Here is a 17,142-nt window from a genome sequence, read left to right on the forward strand (position 1 = left end):
GGCGGCCCCCAAAGTGGCTATTACCGCAAAAACGGATATGTACACCCTCAAAATCCGGGAAGATGTGTAGATACCCATACACCAAGAAAGAACACCATGCTGAAAGTAATCGCTCAAGATTTCATCAAACCCGAATACATTGAAACCGTTCGCCCGTGGTACGCCGAACTGGTCGAGAAGACTCGACTGGAACCTGATTGCATTGCTTACGATCTGTTCATCGATCAAAAAGACCCGGGGCACTTTATCTTCGTCGAACAATGGCCGAATAAGGCGGCGCTGGATGCTCATTGCCAGTCTGAGCACTTTCGGCGTCTGGTGCCGCAGATCAATGGTTACCAGGCGAAGGATTGTATTGTTGTGCTGATGGATGCGTTCTGACGTCAACCTCAAGGGGGGTTGCCGCTTCCCCTCGGATAAACAAACGGGCTTCGCTATCCCCTTCCTTTAGCATCAGCACCTGCTTCCAGTGTTTGGGAAACAAGGCGTCGTGTTCAGGACGAGCGTCGCCCGTGACCCACCAGATCCGCTTGGCATTCAGTTGCAAGGTTGAAAAATCGTCGAAGAGAATCGAATGCAGGTGACGGGGGATGAGTGCCCAACCACCGTATTCGGCGGTTCCCCAAAGGGTGCCTGTCGGTGGTTTGAAAGCGTATAACCTCGGCTGAATACCGGTCGAGTTGTAGTACGTAAACGGCAAATACCAATACAGGTTATCCACAACGATCTCGTCACCCGGACGTACTTCGCGGCCAAGCCCTGCGACCACGGCGTCCAGTCTTGCGTCCTTGCGAATGCTCGTCCCGTTCATCTCATCGGTTTGTGCATAGACCGCCGAAAGCCCGTGTACTTCTGCCAATAAAACCAACGCCATGGCGACAGCGGCAAGAACGGCATGGCGTTGGCTGAATGCGTCCAACGCGAGCGCAACGATAAGGGGCAACGCGGCGACAGCGAACACCAGGTATCTGGCATTGAAAACCGGCACGATCAGCGACACCAGAAAAACGGTCAGCACCGGCACAAAGAAATAGCCCACCAGCAAGACGCTGAAAGGCCGCTCATGACGAGCCTTGAGCAGCACCGCAGCAGCGCAAACAACGATCAACACCGAGGGCAGCGCACGCCATAAAGATGAATAACTGGCCGAATCTCCCATCATCACCAGCTGCCAAACAAAGGTCAGCGCTGATTGCCAGGTGAGCGGCGGTATCCACTCGAGCCCGTCCATTCGCAGCAATTGATCGATGAAATGAGGAATCCACGGCAGGTACAGCACAACGATTGCGCTATTGGCCACGACCCACGCATGAATCGGTATTGCCCTGGGCCGACCGCCCTCCCGCGCTCGCCACCAACAAAGCCAATGCACCAGAACGGACAGTGCGGCGAAGTAGTGCGTGTAGAAAGCAGCCGACATCAGCAGCACGTAAAAAACCGGATAACGTTTTTGATCCGGTGCCTTGACCCAGCACACCAGCGCCACGGTCGCGCCCATCAGCCAAAAGCCGAGCAAGGTGTACATTCGCACTTCCTGGCTATAACGCACCGACATCGGCAGCAACGCCAACAACACGGCGGCTATCCAGGTCGCCTTTCGCGTCGTCACCTGACTCATTAATTTAATGCACAGCAACAGCGTGCCGACATCCGCCAGCGCACTCAGGGATCGCGCAGCCAACACGCCGTTGCCGAACAGCAACATCCACAAATGCAGCAAAACATAGTAAAGCGGCGGATGAACATCCCGTGCCGTCGTAGCCCAGATATACGCAGGCGAGCCTTCGGCCAGCAAGATGCTGTAGGCCTCGTCGTACCAGATGACCGGCACGGTGATGGAATGAAACCTTGCGAACAACGCGAGGACGATCACCGCCACCAGACCTGCCCTGTCGGCCATCCGGGATGGAAAGCTTTCGGGAGGGATCGAAGAGTTAATCACCAGGCTCACCACTGAAGCATGGTGATCGGGGTTGGCTCCTTCATGACGATGAAACCGTAATCACCCAGCAGATAGATGCGGTAAAACTTGCTCTCCACCAGCGGCGGATAAGCCTGGTAACCCATCAGGGTCGCATTACGCCGCTCCCTCTCCGCGACCACATTGGTAATGCCCGCCTTCGGCAGGTTTTCAGCCAGCATGAAGAAGTTGATGTTCAGCAGATAATGCAAGACCGGCATCTGCTTGAACGACCCCGCGGCCCCCACCAGCCAGTGATCGGAGTAACTGACCGCCAGGTAAATGCGCTTGGCCTCGTGCAATTGCCGATGGGCCGCAATGTCATGCCCCAGGGAAAACAACGCGCTGGACGCAAAAGTGTTCTGCACCGTCAGCACGCGGCCATAGGCGTAAGACAACGAAAGCATGGCCAACAGAGGCACCGCCAACAGCAGCGGCAGCCGCTCATGGATGGGCGCCAGCGCCAGATGGCTTAAATAGAACACCAGCACCAGCAACACCGCAAACCCCATCAAGGTTCTGGCGCCTTCATTGAAGTCGCGGAAAAACAGCGCAGCACCCGACACCAGTAAAGTCACGACCGATACCGTCAGCACGCACGCCAGGCCCATCACAATTTTTCTCAGCCCGGTGTCGTGGCGTTCCATCACGTTCCGGGCCAGCCGCACGCTGCCCGCCAGTGCACACAACAGCAGCGCAGCGAACACCCAAGTGAATCCACCGTGAAACAGCAGCGTGACTTTTTCCAGCACCCGGCCGATGTTGATTTCAACTTGCAGCAAAGGCTCTGCTGCCCAGTTCAGCAGCAAGGCGCGATCCTGGTTCATGTACGGATAAGCCGTGACGCTATAGATCAACCCGCCGAGCCCTGCCTGGGCGATTTTCCAGCCGATCAGTTCGGACCACTGCCGCCACGCCCATTTGTCATTCACGCCCCTGAGCAGTTCCAGGCAACACAGGCCCAGAAACACATTCAGGCTCACCTGATAGAGCCCCAGCGCCAGCGCAATCAGGAAGGCCGGCACCAGCCATTGCAGAATGCGCGAGGGATGACGAAAAGTGATCGCGTAGATCACTGCCACCAGACTCAAGGCATTGGCCGGCCCGTCGTATTGATAAGACAGGTTCTGCAGGAAGAACGGGTTGTACCAGAGCGGCAACAGCACCAGGCAGCAGGATATTGTCGGCCGTGGGTAGTAATGGAATGTCAGGCTGGTCAACGCAAAAGCCATGGCCAGCGTGGCGATCAACAGCGGCAATGGAAAGATGTTCGGTGCGCCATCGCTGAACGTCAGCAGGTTGTAGAACAGCTCGGTGAACAACCGCCCCTGTCCCGCCCAGGCCGTGCCGGCCGACAGCGAGCGCCAGTTGTCATCGATGTAGGGATAGTCCGCCAGGACCAGCGGAATGACATAAACCAGCGTCGCGATAAAAAAAAACAGCCAGACCCGACGACGCCCGAGCTCTTTGCTGAAAAAGTCGCTCAGCCTGCCCATGCTAAAGCCCGGTCCGGTCTTTGCCGCCAATGACGTCTTTGACCACATAACGGGGTCGATGCTTGGCTTCGATATAGATGCGGCCGACATACTCGCCGAGGATGCCGATACCGATCAATTGGACGCCGCCGAGAAACAGAATGGCCGTCATCAGCGAGGGGTAACCGGGGACATTGTTGCCGAAGAAAATCTTGTCCAGCACCATGTACACCGCGTACAGCACCGCGAAGATCGAAATGCCGCCACCGATGTAAGTCCACAATCGCAACGGCACCGTGCTGAACGAGGTAATGCCTTCCAGCGCCAGGTTCCACAGTTTCCAGCCATTGAACTTGCTGCGTCCTGCCACTCGCCGGGCCCGCTCGTACTCCACCACCGCGGTGGTGAATCCGGCCCAGGACAGAACGCCCTTCATGAACAACTGATGCTCGGGAAGCGCACGAATCACATTGACCACCTTGCGGTCCATGAGCCGGAAATCCCCGACGTTTTCTTCGATCCGGGTGTAGGAAATCCTGTTCAACAAATGATAGAAGAGCGATGCGCTGTGGCGTTTCAAATAACTGTCACTGTCACGATTGCGGCGTTTGGCGAGCACCACATCGGCCCCCTTCTGCCACTCGGTAATCAACTGCGGGATGACGCTGATCGGATCCTGCAGGTCCACGTCCATGGGGATCACTGCATCGCCGGTGGCGTATTCCAGGCCGGCAAACAACGCCGGTTCCTTGCCGAAGTTGCGCGAAAAGTTGATCAGCAATACCTGTTCATCGACCTGTGCCAGCGCCTTGGCCTGCTCAGCCGTCCGGTCGGTACTGCCGTCGTTGATGAACACGATCTCGACCTCACACGGGTCAAGTTTCAATTCGCGACGCACCGCCTGATGGAACAGACTGATCGCCTGCTCTTCATTGAATACCGGAACAATCAGCGAAACTTTCACGTTTCACACTCCTGAAAATCGAAGTGTAGATGTTCGGCAGACCGCCATCAGGGGGCGTTCTGGTGCGCGAACTGCCCGGCAGACCGACGGACACGCCATCCCGATCGTTCGCTATAGCCCCCTGAGACATTCGGTAATATCCAGCCTTTTGCAATTGGCGGCGAATCACGCCACCCTGCGCGCCGCTCGCTCCTACTCAACCCGTTCAAGAGCCCGCCATCATGACGTTTGAACGCGATCACCGAATCGACTTTTTTCGCGGCCTGGCCTTGATCTTCATCTTCTGGGATCACGTGCCACAGAACCCGCTCGCGCAGTTCACGGTGCGTAATTTCGGGTTCAGCGATGCGGCAGAGATTTTCGTGTTCCTGGCCGGGTACGCGGCCGTGCTGGCCTACGGCAAAATCGCCCGGCGCGACGGTTTCATGGTCGCCACGGTAAAAATCCTGCGACGCGCCTGGGTGCTGTATGTGGTGCATATCTTTTTGCTGGCGCTGCTGATGGGTATCGTGTTTTTCGCCAACAGCCACGTGGAAACCCGTGACCTGGTGCAGGAGATGGGCTTGCAGTACTTCCTCAGCAATCCGCAGCAGGCATTGATGGATGAGCTGTTGCTGCGTTTCAAGCCGAACCTGATGGACCCGCTGCCGCTGTATATTTTTTTGCTGCTCGGCCTGCCGTTGGTGCTGCCGATGCTGCTGCGCAAGCCTGAATACGTGGTGGGGTTGTCGGTGGTGGTGTATCTGCTGGCGCCATGGCTTCAATGGAACCTGGCGGGCACCGACGGTGGCGTGTGGTTTTTCAATCCGATGGCCTGGCAACTGTTGTTTATTCTCGGTGGCGCCACGGCGATTCACGGGCAAAGGCCTCGGGCGCCGCAACCTCGACCGCTGACTCGGCAGCCGGTTTTTATCGCAGCGCTGACCTATTTGCTGCTGACCGGGCTGATCGCGGTGTCGTGGAAGTGGCCGACCGTGCATGACGTCTTCATGCCCCAGACACTCGGCGAATGGCTCTATCCGATCAGCAAGACCAACCTCTCGCCGGCACGCCTGCTGCATTTCCTCGCCCTCGCCTACGTCACCGCCAGGTTGTTGCCCGACAATGGCTGGACGCAACATTGGCTGGCGCAACAAAGCTGTCGCATGGGTCGTTATTCGTTGGAAGTGTTTTGTTTTGGCGTGTTGCTGGCGCCATTGGCGGACATGCTCAACGCCTTGGGCGCGAATGCACTGGCGATGCAGGTATTCAGCGCGATGCTGGGGGTCGGGTTGATGGTGCTGCTGGGGGCCTGGCTGGATTTCAACAAGCGGTTGAATCGCTCGATGGTGGTGTCGGTAGCTTAAGATCAAAAGCCCCGGTCATCTAAACCGGGGCTTTTGCATTTCTGGCGTTACGACTTACGAAGCCGAACGCACCGCACCTTGCGACACATTGGTCGGTTGCAGCTTGAACATGTAGAACAACACCGTCAGCAGTACCAGGAAAGCAGGCCCGACATACAGCGCCACGCGAGTGTCCGGGAAGTACGCCATCAGGCCGACCACCAGCACCAGAAATGCCAGCGCCAGGTAAGAACTGACCGGGTACAGCCACATGCGGTATTTCAGGCCGGCACGTTCGCTGGCGCTCAGGCCTTGGCGGAACTTGAGCTGGGCCAGCAGGATCATCACCCAGGTCCAGATCGCGCCGAAGGTGGCAATCGCGGTGACCCAGACGAAGACTTTCTCTGGCACCAGATAGTTAAGTAACACGCCCAGCAGCAAGGCACCGATCGACAGCAGCAGCGCGCGACGCGGCACGCCGTTGTTCGAGGTCTTGGCGAAACCGGCCGGGGCCTGGCCGTTCTGCGCCAGGCTGTAGAGCATGCGCCCGGTGCTGAAGATGCCGCCGTTGCAGGACGACAGCGCTGCGGTGATCACCACAAAGTTGATGATGCCGGCGGCGGTCTTGATACCCAGGCGCTCGAAGGTCATCACAAACGGACTGCCCTGGGTGCCGATTTCGTTCCACGGGTAGATCGACAGGATCACGAACAAGGCGCCGACGTAGAACAGCAGAATCCGCCAGAATACCGAGCCGATCGCATTGGGAATGGTCTTCTGCGGGTTCTTGGCTTCACCGGCGGTCAGGCCGATCATCTCGACGCCGAGGTAGGCGAACATCACCATTTGCAGAGACATCAACACGCCTTGCACGCCGTTGGGCATGAAGCCGCCGTGAGCCCAGAGATTGGAAATCCCTAGCGCCACACCGTCGTTGCCGAAACCGAATGCGATCACGCCGATGCCGCCGACCACCATCGCAATGATGGTGACGATCTTGATCAGGGCGAACCAGAACTCGAACTCACCGAAGGCTTTCACCGCGATCAGGTTGATCGAGCCCATGCTGATCAACGCCGCCAGTGCCCAGATCCAGCGCGGCACGTCGGGAAACCAGACGCCCATGTACACCGCCACCGCGGTGATTTCCGCGACACAGGTTACCAGCCACAGGAACCAGTAGTTCCAGCCGGTCAGAAAACCTGCCAGCGGGCCGAGATAGTCTTGAGCGTAACGGCTGAACGAACCGGCGACCGGGTTGTGCACTGCCATCTCGCCGAGGGCACGCATAATGACCAGGATCGCCAGACCGCCGATGATGTAAGAGAGCATGATGGCCGGGCCGGCCATTTCGATGGCCTTGGCCGAACCCAGGAACAGGCCGACGCCGATACAGGCACCGAGCGCCATCAAGCGAATATGCCGTTCGCCGAGTTCGCGTTTAAGCGGACCGCCCTGAGCGGTCTCGCCGTGAGGCAGATGATTGCCAACTGGCATAGGGGTACCTCGTCTTGTTATTGGATATGACCACCGAGTGTCGAAGCACCGACCGATAAGCCAGTGCCTGTTGAAACCGGGCCTGCTTCATGGGCAGACACGTCTTGCAGGACCAAAACCTGCAAGATCAGCGGGCATGCAGTATAAAAAGCTTCCAGCAGGGTTTTTCACTCTATAAACCACAACATTCAGCCATAACTCTCGGCAAAAGCGGGGTTTTCGGAGGGGCATTACCTGGCTTATGTAGGATTATTCGCCACTGAAACGGCGCCGAGTATTGCACAGCAATGGTGCATCGTCATGCCCCTATCCAGGCAGCATTTAGCTCTTTGATGCGTCTAGCTCGGCTATTACAGACGACACAGCCCCTGTGGCAAGGGGCTGTTGTGGCGAGGGGGCTTGCCCCCGTTGGACTGCGCAGCAGTCCCAAAAACAAGCAGCACTAATTTGTATCAGACATACCGCGTGCAAAGGGTTTGCGACTGCTGCGCAGTCCAACGGGGGCAAGCCCCCTCGCCACAACAGCCCCTCGCCACAGCAAACCGCCTCGCCACAACAGCTCTCTGGGAATAGCTGCGCCCGCACCGCAGTTAATCCTTCGCAAAAATCGGAATATTCACTCAATAACTACGGCCCCGATCCAGGAAATCGGGAACTAGCCTGAGAACGTCAAGTTGACTACTTATGCAAGGAAGCAATGGATTGCCTAATCAACCAAACTCTCATCGCCTGCGCTTTGGCAGAGCCTCCGAAAATGGCCGCGCTTACCTCATCACCGCAGTTATTCACGAACGCCAACCTATATTCTCTGACTGGCAATTGGGACGTCTGCTGGTCGCAGAACTGCGCCGAGTTCACGACGCGGGGTTAGTGGATTCAATCGCTTGGGTAGTGATGCCCGATCATTTCCATTGGCTAATGCAGCTGCGGGACAACAATCTGGGCAGTGTTGTCGGCTCTACCAAGTCACGCTGCACCCAGGCGGTGAACAAAATGACCGGTCGGAGTGGTCCGCTGTGGCAAACCGGCTATCACGATCGAGCAATCCGCGATGGCGAAGAACTCCTGCCGTTCGCTCGTTACATTGTTGCCAATCCGTTGCGCGCTGGGTTGGTGGAAAAAATTGGCGATTACCCGCTCTGGGATGCCTGCTGGCTATAACGCTGAACAGCACATCTGTGAGGGAATTCTGTGGCAAGGGGGCTGTTGTGGCGAGGGGGCTTGCTGTGGCGAGGGGGCTTGCCCCCGTTGGACTGCGCAGCAGTCCCAAAAACAAGCAGCACTAATTTGTGTCAGACATACCGCGTGTAATGGATTCACGACTGCTGCGCAGCCGAACGGGGGCAAGCCCCCTCGCCACAACAGCCCCCTTGCCACAGCAAGCTCTCTCGCCACAAGGAATGGTGCGTACCCGATATTTGGTTATTCACAATTTTTTCACCAACGCCAACCACCGTCTAAGCTTCAAGCAAGTCCGATCAATCTGCGTGAATGGATCAGTCGACTATGGGCGCTTTGTGGCAAACCGATTCGAGTAAAACCGTGGTTCCGACTGAACGAGTGGATGAAGCGCCTTTACCTGAGAAACCCCGTCGCTCCCGGCACGGCTGGGGGGCTTTCTGGTTGCTGTTGCTGATTATCCTGATTGTCCTGGGCCTCGCCGCGACCAAGGAAATGCGCACCTCCAAGTTTCAGGCCCGGGAAATCAGCAAATACGCCGCCTCGCTGAAGTACGAGCTGCAACCCGGACACAGCGATGCGATTCGCTACCCTGGCGCAGGCCCGTTCGATCAGCGTTTGGGTTACAGCGCCATGGATGAGTTTCTACCGCGACTGCTCAAACGCGATTACGTAATAGCGGCACAAACCCGCTTTTCCCCAGCGCTGATGAATTACACCGACAAGGGTTTTTTTGTGCCCTATGCAGAAAAAATCCAGGCCGGGCTGTCGATCACCGATTGCCGCGCGGCCCCGCTGTACCAGTTCAAGTACCCCCAGCAACTCTATTCAAGCTTTGCCGCGATCCCGCCGCTCGTGGTCAGCAGCTTGCTGTTTATTGAAAACCGTTTTTTGCTCGATCCCCGTCAGCCTCTGGCCAACCCCGCCGTGGACTGGCCGCGGTTCGGCAGGGCAGCGTGGTCCCAAGTGGCCAAACTGTTGGGCCTGCCCGGTCAGTCGGCGGGCGGCAGTACGCTGGCCACGCAACTTGAGAAATATCGCCATTCGCCTGATGGCTTGACGGTGTCGGGCGCGGAAAAAATCCGGCAGATGATTTCCGCCAGCGTGCGCGCCTATCAGGCGGGGCCGGAAACCCTCCAGGCGCGACAAAACGTGATTCGCGACTACCTCAACAGTGTTCCGCTGTCGGCGGTACCGGGCCACGGTGAAGTGCATGGCATGGCCGAAGGTCTGCGCGTCTGGTACGGCGCCGACTTCAACCAGGCCAACGAACGGCTGGCCAGCACTGATACCGATCCGAAAAGCCTGTCGGAAAAAGGCCTGGCCCTGCGCGAAATGCTGTCACTGATGATTGCTCAGCGCCGCCCTTCCCATTACTTGACCAAGGGCCGTGATGAGTTGGCCAGCCTCACCGACAGCCATATTCGCCTGCTGTCTCAAAACGGCGTGATCGATGCGCCACTCGCCACGGCGGCATTGGCCAGTAAAGTGACTTACCGCGACTGGGCCACCCAGCCCACCATTCAGCCCATCGAAACCAATAAAGGCATCAGTGTGGCGCGCAGCCGCCTGGCCGGTTTGCTCAATCGTCCGCTGTATGACCTCGACCGCCTCGACCTGTCCGCCACCAGCACCTTGCAAGGCGAGCTGCAAACCCAGGCCACCGCATACCTCAAGCATCTGGCCGATCCAACTTATGCAGCGGAAATCGGCCTGATCGGCGAACGCCTGCTCACCCCCACCAACACTGCGCAGGTGCGCTATAGCTTCACCCTGTTCGAATTGACCCCGGACGGTTCGCGCGTGCGGGTGCAAACCGACAGCACCGACCAGCCATTCGACATCAATGAAGGCAGCAAGCTGGAATTGGGCTCCACCGCAAAAATGCGCGTGCTCACCACCTACCTGCAGATCATGGCCGAACTGCACGATCGCTACGCCAGCATGAGCGTCGCCGAACTGAAGAAAATCGAAGTCGCCGACCCGGATCGCCTGACCCGCTGGGCCGTCGATTACATGATTCAGAACACCGACCGCAGCCTGCCAAAAATGCTCGGCGCCGCGCTGGATCGCAAATATTCCGCCAGCCCTGGCGAGGCCTTTTTCACCGGCGGTGGACTGCACACATTCGTCAACTTCCGCAAGGAAGACAACGGTCGCCTGCCGACCCTGCGCGATGCTCTGCGCGAATCGATCAACCTGCCGTTCATTCGGCTGATGCGTGACCTGGTACGCTACAGCACCTACGCGGGCCCCAACAGCAGCGCCGAATTGCTCAAGGATGACCGCGACCCGCGGCGTCAGGAATACCTGGCCTCATTCGCCGACAGAGAAGGCACCTCATTCCTGCTGAAGTTCTGGAAGAAGTACCGCAACAAGAACACCCAGGCGCGGCTCGAGACCTTTCTCGACGGCATGCGCCCGACGCCGATTCGCATGTCCGCCGTGCATCGTTATCTATTCCCCCAGGCCGACCAGGAAGACTTCAATACCTTCGTACGCTCGCACCTCAAAGGCGCCAAGCTTCAAGAAAAACTGACCGATGAACGCCTCGAACGCCTCTACCTGAGTTACGGCCCTGGCAGCTACGACCTGCCGGATCAAGGCTTCATCGCCAAAGTCCACCCGCTGGATCTGTGGCTGATCGGCTACTTGCTGAATAACCCCGATGCCAAGTTCAGCCAGATCGTCAAAGCCAGCCAGTTCGAACGCCAGGAAGTCTACAGCTGGCTGTTCAAAAGCCGTCACAAGGGCGCCCGTGACAGCCGCATCCGCACCATGCTGGAGATCGAAGCGTTCCTCGACATTCACCAGCGCTGGCAGAAAGTCGGCTATCCGTTCGATCACCTGGTGCCATCGCTGGCCACCGCTATCGGCAGCTCGGGCGATCGCCCCGCTGCGTTGGCAGAGTTGATCGGCACCATTCTCAACGATGGTGTGCGGATGCCGACATTGCGTATCGACAGTCTGCACTTCGCGGCAGATACGCCCTATGAAACCCGCCTGATCAACAATCCGGTGGTCGGCAAACGAGTGATGCCTTCGGAAGTGGCCGCCGCGATGCGCGAAGCCCTCTCACAAGTGGTGGACGCCGGCACTGCCAAACGCCTGGCCGGCAGCTTTAAACTGGCCGATGGCAGCCCGTTGGCCATGGGGGGCAAGACCGGCACTGGCGACAACCGCATTGAAGCCATCGGTTCCGGCGGGCGGATTCTCAGCTCCAAATCGATCAACCGCACGGCAACTTTCGTGTTCTTTATCGGCGACAAGCATTTCGGCACCCTCACCGCCTATGTCCCCGGTCGCACGGCGGAGAATTTCAAATTCACCTCGGCGTTGCCCGCGCAAGTGCTCAAGGGCATGGCGCCGATCCTGTCGCCTTATCTGCAACCGGGTACCCACACGTTGTGCCATGCCGGGACGGGATTGCCGGTCGTCACCCAAGCTACGGCGGCACTGGGCACATCCGCACATTAAAGGGTGGTATTCCTGTATTTTTTGCTCTTTGTTTATCGTTGGATTGAGGCGTCTTTCGGGGCAATCCAACCCTGTATTTGAGCTTTTTTCGACCGCAGCACCTGCCTAACCTGAAGAGCCTGATTACAGCTTTTGACGGTTAGCACATGACGAATTTATCAAGGATTGATCAAAGACGCCGCAACACCAAAAACCAGGACGGCATTAATGACGCCTGGATCGCTCAGGCGCTGCCCGCCTGGATCACCGACATTTCCCCTGTCAACGCTCGCGCATTAAAGGCTGCCCAGCGCGACTTCGCTCCGTTCAAAACCCATGCCCGCTCAGCTCATCATCAGCTCAAAGAGGCGATATCCGAGCACTGGTCTACCCAGAACGCCGTGGACGCCCTGCTTGATAACCTGACCGATGTCTATGCGTTTGCCGAACCCCTGTTGAAAAAAACGCTCAGCGAGCACTACGGCGACATTGATGTCAGGAACACCTACCTGCGGCTTTATGCCGCCGTCGGCCTCCCATGGTGGGTGCACGATTTCAAGGGTGGCACGAAGGTCCGGACGGTCTCGTTACTGAACGCGGCCCTGCACAATTTCTCGGATGACGAAACATTCTCGGACTTTGCTTTTCTTGACGCGCCGGACCCGCGCGGACAGATGAAAACGCTGCACATCAACCACAGGATCACGGGAGCCCCGCTTACCGCCCAGGCGTTCAAGGCCATCTGCCGTGATCTGGACATCGGCGCCCGCTACCAGCAGGCACTGCGTCAGGCCCTCGGATTCGGCAGCCCCCAGGTCGCCAACAACGTGCGCACGGCGGTCATTGCCAGCCAAAAAGCCGCGTTGAAAGCAGCGGCACATTTGGCACTGCTGAACAAACACATTGATGCGCACGCCCATCGACTCATCCTCGATCTGGTCCATGGCCGACAAGATTTGAGGCTGGACGGCAAGCCCGTGAGCTACTACAACCTGGCCATGATGGAAACGGTGCTGGCGGGCATTCTGTTGATCACAACCGACCCGGGACCGGGTGGCTCTCCCGGCCGCCTGATCGCCTATGTGCCACACGACAACCAACACCCACTCAAGGAATACCCCTCGCCCGCCGAGTTAATGGCCGAACTGACTCGCCAGTTGCAGGAAGAAAAACCCGCCGACGGACAGTCATCGGGTGGGTTCGTTTATCAACAGTTCTTCAGCCAGTTCGTGCCCCACAAGGAGCGAGGGCATTTCTTCGCCAGTCTCAATCAACGCCTGAGCACAGTGAAATGGCATCAACGAGATCGGCAGGCCGGCGGCCCCGTCTGGAGGGATACGCCGGTGGACAATCCCAACCTGAGTTTCAGCGTCCAGGCGATCACCGATGACTATCAAAATCGCTCGCCCGACCCGGCCCACGACGACCTTTGGCAATACCTGCTCCGGGTCAGGCTCAACAAGATCGTCAACGATGCCCGCGACCTCGCGATCTCCACCCAGGATGCCGACCGCATGGCGCGTTGGGCCTGGTGGGATAACCTGGAGAAAATGCTCTCGGACATCTTCAATGTTGCCCTGTTCGTGGTCACGCCGTTCGTGCCGGTGCTCGGTGAGCTGATGCTGGCGTACACCGCTTACCAACTGACGGATGAGGTGTTCGAAGGCGTTGTGGACTGGGCTGAAGGACAGACCACCGAAGCGGCCGGGCATGTATTGGGCATTGTCGAAAATCTGGTTCAGTTCGGTATCTTCGGCAGCGCCGCCAAGCTGGGAAAATCCCTCTCCTCACCGTTCATCGACGCGATGAAACCGGTGCAATTGCCTGACGGCAGCCAACGCCTTTGGCATCCCGATCTCACCCCCTATCAACAGCACAACCTGTCATTGCCCGCCGATTCGACACCTGACGCCTGGGGGTTGCACCGGCATCAAGGCAAATCCATTCTGCCCCACGAGGGCAAACTGCTTGAGGTCGAGCGAGAACCCTCCGGCCGGATGCGGGTGATTCATCCCCGGCGGCCGGACGCTTATCGGCCGCAGGTGACACACAATGGTCTGGGTGCCTTCGTGCATGAAGGCGAACAGCCCAGAGCCTGGAGTGAACGCCAACTGATGCGCCGGCTCGGGCATTCGGTCGAGCGTTTTAGCGGCGGCGAACTGGAGCAGATCCGCACCATCAGCGGCACCGACCACGATGCGTTGCGACGGATGTATGTCGAATCTGAAGCGCCACCGCCGCTGCTGGCCGATGCGCTGAAACGCTTCGAGGCGTATGAAGATGTCGCCCGGCTGGAAGAACAGATTCGCGGTGGTCTGCCGCTGACGCCTGATCCGGCTTCGGCCTGGTTCGAACAAACCGTGACTGAGCTGCCCGGCTGGCCTGAGGACAAGGCCCTGCGCGTGCTTCATCAAACCAGTGCTTCGGCGCAAGACCGCTTCTATGGCAATCCCGAGGCCTTGCCATCGGACATCCTCAGCATCAGCCTGGCGGACGTCATGGCCGGGCAGTTGCCCGAACGCGTGGCGGCGTTTCTGGATGAGCCCGAACTCGCCGTCATGCTCGGCCCCGACGTGCCACCGGTGCATCGGGCACAAGCCTTGCGCGATCAACTGGCCGACTTTGTCGAAGGCGACATGGACAGGTTGGCCAAACGGACGTATCGCGCCCGGGAAAAAAATCGCGATCCGCAAGTGAGGCTGCTCAGAGACGCGTTTCCCGAACTGCCCTCAAGCATCAGCCAAACACTGCTGGCCAACGCCACGGGCGCGGAACGTTTCAAGATGCTCAGCGAAAAACGCCTTCCGTTGCGTATAAAAAATCAGGCCCGTGAACTGAATTTCGAAGTGCGCGCGGTCCGGGCAACCGAGAGCCTTTATGGGCATTCGGGATTAACAGCGGACACCGAGCGTCTGGTCCTGAATACGCTGAGACTGCACAGCGACGTATTCACCGACCTGCGTGTCGACATCCGCGACGGCTCCCCGCACGGAAGATTGCGCTGCAGCGTTGGCGCGCAATCTGCCAGCCGGGTCAGGACGCTCGTCAGCAGCGGCGGACGCAACAAATACGAAGTGTTCGACGAGGACAATCGCCTTTACGGAGCCAGCAGCCTCTATGAGTCGTTGCTGCGTGCAATGCCGCAGGATCAGCGCAACGCCTTGGGTTTCCAGCTCGGCCAGGGCAAAGCGCTCAAACACTGGTTCAAGCAAATCCTCGTCACCCCTGACGTCCGCAGAACCGCGCTCGCCGAACTACCGATTCGCTCGCAGCGTGACCGGATCACCACCCTGCTGTTACAGGGTGGGGGCCTGAGCAAGGACGGTTCAGCCTCACTGGATCGGCGGGTTCGCGACCTTTACCCGACCTTCAGCGCTGAGGAGGCGACGCGATTTGTCGAGGCCTTGACCGCGCAAGGTGACCCCCTGACCGCCCTTTCGGCGCTTGAGGATGAACTCGACGATTTGCGCGTCACCCTCAATCAGTGGCGCTATCAGCAACCCGACATCTGGGGGCCTGACCCCCAGGGTTTCCGCGACGGCGGCGGGCGCCACATCGCCGAACGGCTGATCGAGTGTTTTGAACGTCGAAGCCTGGTGTTCGACGAACGCAGCCTGCATCCCCACGGCGGTTATCGTCTCGATTTATCGGTGGAGCTGAGCAGTGTCAATCTTGAGACCTGGTGGAAACAGAAGCCCGATCTCAAGCGGTTTCTCGACAAGGTCTCGATCCTGAATCTGGACAACACGCGTTTCTCCAGCGAACCGGGCGGTCTGTTGAAGGACTTTGCGCACCTGGACGAATTAAGCGCCAGAGGCTGTCAACTGACTGAAATACCCCAGGGCATCACCGCGATGCACGTTTTGTCGACCCTGCGCCTGAACGACAACCACATCCGCCTGACACCGCAAAGCGTCGAACAACTCAGTCGCCTGACCTACCTGAAAACCCTCAGGCTGGATCACAACCCCTTGGGCGCCCTCCCGGACATCGGACGCATGCCCGGCCTGATGATCGTCAGCCTGCGTGGCACCGGCATCGACACCTGGCCCCGAGGCACCTTCGCCAAACCTCGACCGCGCGGTTTTTTCCTCGACTTGCAGGACAACCCGCTGGCGCGTATTCCCGACGTGCTCCCGGGCTCGAACGATGCCTTTGTGGTCGCGCGCACCCGGCTTGACGCGCAAGCGCTCAGCGACGTGAACCGGTTGGCCTACGAAGACCTCAGGAGGTCCGTTGGGCTCAGCCCTCGACATGCCTATCCACCTGCCACCGACAACGATCTGGTCTTCTGGCCTGTAACGGACGACAGCGAATGGTGGACGCCTTCGCCCGGGCTTGGCCGATACCGTGGCGAGGCCTGGGGTGATCTGGCCGATGAACCGGACTCGGCGGGATTCTTCACGGTGATTCGCGGCCTTACCCAGTCTGCTGATTATCGAGCGGGAGGCGAGTTTCGAACCGATCTGGCCAAGCGTGTATGGCGGATGATCGATGCCGCCGACATGGATGCCGAGCTCAGGAACAGGCTCTTCACCATGGCCAGCTCACCCGTTAACTGCGCCGATGCCGGCGCTCAATTGTTCAACAACATGGGGTTGGAAGTGCTGGCCTCGGAAGCCAGGTCATTGAGCACCTCGCCGCAGATGCTCGAACGTCAACTGGTGACCCTGGCCCGGAGTGCGGCGCGTCTGGATCATGTGAACGAGATTGCCCGGGCGGACATGCAGGAACGGATGGCCAGCGGCCTCACACCGGATGAAGTCGAGGTCTATCTCGCCTACCAGACCGGTCTGGCCCGACGGCTGGACCTACCCTGGCAATCGCGAAGCATGCTTCACCGGCCGGTTGCCGGCGTGAGTGAGAGCATGATCGATCACGCCTACGGCGCGGTGCTGTCACTGGAGTACGGTGACGGGCTGGTGAACCAGATGCTGGAGCAACGCTTCTGGGTTGAATACCTGCAAGCGACGCACCCGCGAGCATTTGAGGAAAACACCGAGCTGTACACGGTGGTCAAGGCCGGGTTACTGGCGGATTTGCGGCAGACGCAAAACGAACGGGCTCACACCCGGCACCGCACGGATGAATACAAAAACCAGCTCGAGGAAAAACTCAAAGAACTGGCCCGGCAGCTTCCTGTCCCCGAATCGGTTGTGCTCACTGGCAAGGAAATGACCGATGAGGTGTACAACCGATTGATCAACGACCTTTTCGAAGACGAAAAAGAGCTGGCGCGACGCCTGACCCGAATGGCATTGAGAATGGCAGGTCATTGATAACGCC

The 17,142-nt window shown here is 58.6% G+C and carries 9 protein-coding genes; 5 read left to right on the forward strand and 4 right to left on the reverse strand.

The features are described from left to right. Positions 1-96 precede the first annotated feature (96 nt). The gene (locus ACQKPC_RS02480; RefSeq protein WP_007905780.1) at positions 97-381 is read left to right on the forward strand and encodes a putative quinol monooxygenase; all 285 of its coding nucleotides are present in this window, start codon (positions 97-99) and stop codon (positions 379-381) included. Here ACQKPC_RS02480 and ACQKPC_RS02485 read toward each other — a convergent pair. From ACQKPC_RS02485 to ACQKPC_RS02495, 3 genes are read right to left on the reverse strand one after another with little or no spacing between them, the layout of a single operon-like run. Next, positions 329-1,900 carry a glycosyltransferase family 39 protein gene (locus ACQKPC_RS02485; protein WP_427623020.1) on the reverse strand — a complete coding sequence of 524 codons (1,572 nt, stop codon included), beginning with the start codon at positions 1,898-1,900 and terminating at the stop codon, positions 329-331. The two genes, ACQKPC_RS02480 and ACQKPC_RS02485, sit on opposite strands and share 53 nt — an antisense overlap. A 47-nt stretch (positions 1,901-1,947) precedes the next feature. After that, positions 1,948-3,456: a glucosyltransferase domain-containing protein gene (locus ACQKPC_RS02490; protein WP_427622992.1), complete on the reverse strand. Its 1,509-nt coding sequence runs from the start codon at positions 3,454-3,456 to the stop codon at positions 1,948-1,950. 1 nt (position 3,457) lies between these two features. After that, positions 3,458-4,399 (reverse strand): glycosyltransferase family 2 protein, encoded by a 942-nt coding sequence (locus ACQKPC_RS02495; protein ID WP_008072303.1) that lies wholly within the window; start codon positions 4,397-4,399, stop codon positions 3,458-3,460. Between the two features lie 221 nt (positions 4,400-4,620). On the opposite strand from ACQKPC_RS02495, the gene ACQKPC_RS02500 reads away from it, so the two are divergent. Then, positions 4,621-5,745, forward strand: coding sequence for an OpgC family protein (locus tag ACQKPC_RS02500; protein WP_427622993.1), 1,125 nt, complete (start codon positions 4,621-4,623; stop codon positions 5,743-5,745). A gap of 54 nt (positions 5,746-5,799) precedes the next feature. Here the strand turns inward: ACQKPC_RS02500 and ACQKPC_RS02505 are convergent, their stop codons facing one another. Further along, positions 5,800-7,221 carry an amino acid permease gene (locus tag ACQKPC_RS02505; protein ID WP_123500624.1) on the reverse strand — a complete coding sequence of 474 codons (1,422 nt, stop codon included), beginning with the start codon at positions 7,219-7,221 and terminating at the stop codon, positions 5,800-5,802. A 702-nt stretch (positions 7,222-7,923) separates the two neighbouring features. Here ACQKPC_RS02505 and ACQKPC_RS02510 point away from each other — a divergent pair. From ACQKPC_RS02510 to ACQKPC_RS02520, 3 genes are all read left to right on the forward strand, one after another. Continuing rightward, entirely contained in the window at positions 7,924-8,382 is a 459-nt protein-coding gene (locus ACQKPC_RS02510) for an REP-associated tyrosine transposase (protein ID WP_427622994.1), read from the forward strand. 345 nt (positions 8,383-8,727) lie between these two features. After that, positions 8,728-11,877 carry a transglycosylase domain-containing protein gene (locus tag ACQKPC_RS02515; protein WP_427622995.1) on the forward strand — a complete coding sequence of 1,050 codons (3,150 nt, stop codon included), beginning with the start codon at positions 8,728-8,730 and terminating at the stop codon, positions 11,875-11,877. Positions 11,878-12,023: 146 nt separating this feature from the next. After that, the gene (locus ACQKPC_RS02520; RefSeq protein WP_427622996.1) at positions 12,024-17,135 is read left to right on the forward strand and encodes an NEL-type E3 ubiquitin ligase domain-containing protein; all 5,112 of its coding nucleotides are present in this window, start codon (positions 12,024-12,026) and stop codon (positions 17,133-17,135) included. Positions 17,136-17,142: the final 7 nt, after the last annotated feature.

The sequence above is a fragment of the Pseudomonas sp. NPDC089918 genome, from assembly GCF_050280605.1.
Classification (GTDB): Bacteria; Pseudomonadota; Gammaproteobacteria; order Pseudomonadales; family Pseudomonadaceae; genus Aquipseudomonas.